The sequence below is a fragment of the Nodosilinea sp. LEGE 07298 genome, from assembly GCF_015207265.1.
GTDB lineage: Bacteria > Cyanobacteriota > Cyanobacteriia > Phormidesmidales > Phormidesmidaceae > Nodosilinea.
The window spans coordinates 1-5,441 of record NZ_JADEXE010000376.1; the positions used below are offsets into that span (position 1 = coordinate 1).

Sequence of the window (5,441 nt, forward strand, 5' to 3'; positions counted from 1 at the left end):
GGGTTGTACCGCCCAATTGGGCGGCGGCAACGGGGATGGTTTTCATCTCTTCGCGGGTCATGAAGGTGAGGGCAAATAGGTACTCATTCCACGCAAAGATAAAGGCCAGAATGCCAGTTGTGACCAGGGCGGGTAGGGTCATGGGCAGCACAATGCGCCCGAGCATTTGCAGGGTGTTGTAGCCGTCCACGCGGGCCGAGTCTTCTAAATCTTTGGGCAGCTGCTGAAAGAAACTGCGCATGACCAAAATGGTCAGGGGCAGGTTGATGGCCGTGTAGGGAATAATCAACGCCAGGTAGTTGTTGGCCAGCCCAAAGACGCGCACCACTTCGAGCAGGCCCAGAAACAGCAAAATGTAGGGGAACAGGGTGACCACCAGCACCAGCGCCAGAATAATTTGCTCTCCCGGAATCCGCAGGCGAGCCAGGGCATAGGCCGCAGGCGAGCCCAGCGCCAGGCACAGCAGCGTGGAAATAATCGCGACTAGAGCGCTGTTAAACATGTAGATGTGAAACTGGTTGAGCCTGAATAAATTTAAATAGTGTTCAAAAGTAAGCTGATCGAGGCCAGGAAAGTACACCACCGAGTCGGCGGTGATGGCGGCATTGGTTTTGATTGATGTCAGCACCTGCCACAGCACCGGGGCTAGGCTGAAGATGACCGTAAATGCGATCGCCAGCCAGAGCAGCACCCGCATCCAGGAAATGCCGCGATCGCTGGACTGGGGAGGAGCGGTGGGCGGAGATGTGGTTTGAGGAACGCTAGTCATGGGTAGGTTGAAAGGGATTTTGGATTGGGGCTTTTGGATTGAAGATTAAGAGGTTTCTGCTCCAAAATCTAAAATCCAAAATTGAGATCATTCGGTTTTAGCCCGCAGGCGAGAGATATAGAGCGCAGTCATCGCCACGACCGCCACCAGCACCAAAAAGGTTACCGTCACCAGGGCGGCTCCGTAGCCAAAATCGAGGTAGCGCATTACGGCGGCGTAGATATAAATCGACACCATCTCTGTGGCACCGCCGGGGCCGCCGCCCGTCATCACCTGAATCAGGTCAAAAATGCCAAAGGACTGAGCAAAACGGAACAGCATGGCAATCACAATCTGCGGCGCAATCAGCGGCAGCGTGATCTGCCGAAAGCTCTGCCAGGGGCTAGCTCCATCCAGGGCATGGGCCTCGTAAAGATCTTGAGAAATCGACTGCAGCCCCGCCAGCAGCAAAATCGCCACAAACGAGGTCGTCTTCCACACGTCGGCCCCAATCACCGCCACCATAGCCCAGACAGGTTCGCCCAGCCAGTTTACCGGGTTGGCAATTAGCTGTAGTCGCAGCAGCAGGTCGTTCCAAACGCCAAACTCGGTGTTAAAGATCCAGCGCCAGGCCAGAGCAATCAAGGCAGTGGGTAAAGCCCAAGGCAGAATTGCGATCGTTCGTACCCAGCCCCGACCCCGAAAGGCCTGATCGAGGCAGAGGGCAATAATCAGCCCCAAAATCAGCTCAAAGAATAGGGTGAATACGGTAAAAACAGCCGTATTCCGCATACTTTGCCAAAACCGCCCGTCCTGTACCATCTGCGCATAGTTGTCTAGGCCGCTAAACACAGGCTCTAGATTGGTGCTGAGGTTTTCGGTAAAAAAGCTGAGCCAAAAGGCCCGCAAAATTGGAAAGGCGTAGACCAGCAGCAGTAGCAGCGTCGCCGGTAGCAGCAGCAGCAAGCCGGTTCGCTGTTCCCGCTGGCGAATGTAGTCTTTAGTCATCCTTCGTTTCCTCTACCCATCTCACCATCCTTCATCCTCACCATCGCCCCAGGGCAGCAGCCCTGCCGTCTAAACTCTCTGAACAAAATCTTCGGTAACGACTCATCCATCCACACCCAAGACCCGACGGCTTTCGCCCGCAGCGGCCCGCATAGCGGCTTCTGGGGTCATTTGATCGGTAATGGCGGCGCTCAGGTAGCGCTGCAGGATATCTGAGAGCTGAGCGTACTGCCCCACCGGAGGGCGCGGAACAGCAGTTTCAGCCACTTCGAGCAGCTGTTCGTAGTGGGGAAACACAGCCAGCACCTCAGGATCGGTGAAGAGGGCGCGGCGACTGGGCACGTAGGCAAATTCAGTAATGAAATCTTTCATCGGGCCAGGGCTGGTGAAAAACTGCACCACGCGCCAGGCTTCTTCAAGGTGAGGAGTGGTGGCAGAAATCCCAAAGCCCCAGCCCCCTAAACAGGCGGCAGGTTGTTCGTTTGCGGTGTGCACCATGGGTTTGAGGGCGATGTTGCCAGCTACCGGAGAGCCGTCGCCGTTAGCCTCGGCCCAAGCGTAGGGCCAGTTGCGCATGAAAACCGCATTGCCATTCTCAAACTGACGCAGGGCGTCTTCCTCAATGTAGTTTGTTACACCGGGGGGAGAAATGCCCTGCGCAATGACACCCTTCATAAAGTCAGTCGCTTGAATTGCAGCGGGCTGATCGAGGCCTACTTCTAGAGTGTCTGCGTCGACCCAAAAGCCGCCGTAGCCCGCCACCAGTTCGACAAAATTAGTCACCAGTCCCTCGTACTGTAACCCCTGCCACACAAAGCCCCAGTTCACATCGGTCTGGTCCTGAATGGTTTCTGAGGCCGCAATTAGGTCGGCAAAGGTTGCAGGGGGCTGTAGCCCCACCTGATTGAGCAGGTCGGTGCGGTAGTAGAGCATACCCATGTCGGAGCGAAAGGGCATGCGGTAAAAGCCGTCTTGATACACGCCAGCGGCGACATCGGCCTCTAGAAAATCGGCCAGGTCGGCTTCACTGACGCGATCGGATAAATCCATCAGCCACCCGGCAGCGGCGAATTTGGGAATCCAGACTACATCGGAAAAGAGAATGTCGTAGGGCGAATCACCCAGCAAAAAAGAGGTGGTGTAGAGGTTTTCAACCGCATCGGCCGCGTTGGGGCCGCGCACCATCTCAATGCGAATGTCGGGATTTTCGGCCATAAACTGGTCGGCCAACCCCTGCATTTGGTCGGCCTCTACAGCCCGCAGCAAAAACGAGATGGTGACGGGCTGCTGGGCTCGCACGTAGACCCCAAACAGCAGCGCCCCAGCCGCAACCACCAGAGCCAAAATGATCAGACTCAGCCTGCGTCGGCTGAGGTTTAAGAATCTCAAAAAAGATCTATTAAGCAAAACAAAGCCTGGAAATCTAACGCTCCCAGGCTCGCCGCACAACCAATGCAATCTACTGCAGTCTATGCACAATCTGAGCCTTGCGACTCAGCACCGGCCAACCCAGGCCCTCCTATCAAACTGGAAAGCCTGAGTGCTGGTATCTATCTTAAGACTGAGTTTTAGCCCTGTTGTGGGAGGGGTTTAATTTTCTGGCTGCGGTTCTGGGGTAGGAGCAGGCTGTAGCGGCGAGGTTGGTTCGCTGGGGAAGAGCGGCGACTGAGGCGCAAAGGGGTCATTGCCAGGCTGATTAAAACCAGGAGGTAGCGTTTGATCGTCGAGCCCGTCCTGGGGAAACCCATTGGGAAACCCATCCGGCAGTACGTTCGGATCGGCTAAGCCCGGCTCGGCTTCCCCTGGCCCCAGAGTAGTATCGCTGGGCAGGGTGGCTAGGGCCACGCGATCGCCCCCTACCGCCCGCAGCTGATCGAGCACCGTAACCACGTCTTCGTAACGGGCATCGCGGGAGGCATAGAGCACAATCAGCCCGCCGGGGTTGACCTGGTTAAACTGCAGCAGCACATCGGTGAGCAAGTCGAGGGTGACCGGCTGCTGGTCGAGATAAACCTGGCCCAAACCATCGACGCTGACATAGAGGCGATCGGCCCCCTCACCGACCTGGCCCGGCAGCGCCTGCCCCGTCTGAGCCGTCGGCAAATCCAGGTCGATAGCCTGCTGGCGAGTTAGACCTACCGCCGCCAGAATGAAGAAGGTCAGAATGCAGAAAATAACGTCGATCAGCGGAATAATTTCCAGGCGCACATCCTGGGCAGGCGTGTCGAGCAGATCTACTTTCATGGTGAAGGAATCTCCGTCGAAGGCGCAGTATCGATCGTAGATGAATTGGGCTCGACTGGGGCAACTGGGGCAACTGCAGGCAGCGGCTCAGGCACCGGGGCAAGACCGTGAAGCTGAGCCCAGCTCTGGCGATAGAGCAGCTCTAGCTCGCTGCCCGCCTGGCGAAACATTTTTGCTTGGCCAAAAATAAACCCCTGAAACAAGCGATAAAAGGCCAGAGCTGTAATGGCGATAATTAGGCCAGCGGCAGTACTAATCAATGCTTCGCTAATGCCTAGGGAGGTGCCTGCGGTAGCATCACCGCTGCCCAGATCGCTGATTTGAATGGACCCCAGAGAGTTGATCAGGCCCAGCACCGTACCTAGCAAACCCAGCAAAGGAGCCAGGGCGATGACGGCCTCTAAAATCTTGTCGCCTCGCCCCATGGTGGCCAGTTCTTCGTTAGCAGCAGTTTCTAGGGCGAGGCGAAACACCTCGGGGTCGGGCGACTGCAGCTGGAGGGGGGCCGATAGAAAGCGCCCCATGGGTAGCAGACTAGAGCGTTGGGCGATTTCGGTGGCGGCGGGCCAATCGCGGCGGGCGGCCTCCAGCACTCGACCAGAGACCTCGCGCTCGCGGGTCAGAATGCGCGACCAAAACCAAATCCGCTCTAAAATAGTGCCCACAGCCATGATTGACAGTATGAGCAGCGGCCACATGGCAACGCCGCCACGGGCAAATAGCTCAGTTATATTCACTCAGATCCTCCTATCACCACGGGCCACTCTGTCTGAATTCGACAGCCTGGCCTCTCTCCGGCAAAGCATAATAATTGTAGTGACTTTAGGAACGCTTCAACAGTTTCAGGCCAATTCTATCGGCTGGCGTTCTGCCAGAGCATCTAGAATTAAATCTGCCGTGCGCTGGCAGGCACCGGGCGGCCCCAGTTCTTGGCGCATTTCGGCGTAGCCCGATCGCATGGTCTGGCGGGCAGTTTCGTCGTGCAGCAGGGTGAGGGCGGCGGCGGCGATCGCCTCTGGAGTGGCCTGCCACTGCAACAGTTCGGGCACTACGACCTTGTTTGCGACCAAATTGACTGGCGACACATAAGGCACGTCAAACTTAAGCAGGAAGTGGGCAATGCGGGCGCTGAGGGGGTGAATGCGGTAGGCCACAACCTGGGGCACATCCATCAGGGCAATTTCTAAATTGGCGGTGCCCGATTTAGTAATGGCGACATCGGCGGCGGCGATCGCGACCTTGCTGTCTTCCGTAATGACTCGCCCGTTTAGCCCGTGGGCGGCTACCCCCTGCTCAAAGCTGGCCTGTAGCGCCGGTATCGACACCGGCAGCAGAAAGGTAACCTTGGGGCACTGGGCCTGAATAATTTGGGCCGCCTTGAGCAGTACAGGCATCAGGTACTTGACCTCCTGGCGGCGGGAAGCAGGCAGGAGAGTAACGA

Annotated in this window: 5 protein-coding genes and 1 pseudogene; all 6 read right to left on the reverse strand. The window is 57.0% G+C overall.

Features of this window, described 5'->3' with window-relative positions; translation table 11 throughout:
• On the reverse strand, positions 1-769 hold a 769-nt coding region (locus IQ273_RS29655; RefSeq protein ID WP_228054153.1), incomplete at its 3' end, for a carbohydrate ABC transporter permease.
• Positions 770-856: 87 nt separating this feature from the next.
• Entirely contained in the window at positions 857-1,756 is a 900-nt protein-coding gene (locus IQ273_RS29660; protein WP_194026702.1) for a carbohydrate ABC transporter permease, read from the reverse strand.
• A gap of 102 nt (positions 1,757-1,858) precedes the next feature.
• Entirely contained in the window at positions 1,859-3,163 is a 1,305-nt protein-coding gene (locus tag IQ273_RS29665; RefSeq protein WP_228054155.1) for an ABC transporter substrate-binding protein, read from the reverse strand.
• A gap of 183 nt (positions 3,164-3,346) precedes the next feature.
• Positions 3,347-4,000 (reverse strand): biopolymer transporter ExbD, encoded by a 654-nt coding sequence (locus tag IQ273_RS29670; protein ID WP_194026703.1) that lies wholly within the window; start codon positions 3,998-4,000, stop codon positions 3,347-3,349.
• The gene (locus IQ273_RS29675) at positions 3,997-4,737 is read right to left on the reverse strand and encodes a MotA/TolQ/ExbB proton channel family protein (RefSeq protein WP_194026704.1); all 741 of its coding nucleotides are present in this window, start codon (positions 4,735-4,737) and stop codon (positions 3,997-3,999) included. The genes IQ273_RS29670 and IQ273_RS29675 overlap by 4 nt, the downstream gene beginning before the upstream one ends.
• 105 nt (positions 4,738-4,842) lie before the next feature.
• Positions 4,843-5,441, reverse strand: a pseudogene (locus IQ273_RS29680) (lipid-A-disaccharide synthase); the annotation flags it as partial.

Bases quoted from the DNA above. Each gene is read 5' to 3' on its own strand.
- IQ273_RS29660 (WP_194026702.1), bottom strand. From the start codon at position 1,756: ATGACTAAAGACTACATTCGCCAGCGGGAACAGCGAACCGGCTTGCTG.
- IQ273_RS29670 (WP_194026703.1), bottom strand. From the start codon at position 4,000: ATGAAAGTAGATCTGCTCGACACGCCTGCCCAGGATGTGCGCCTGGAA.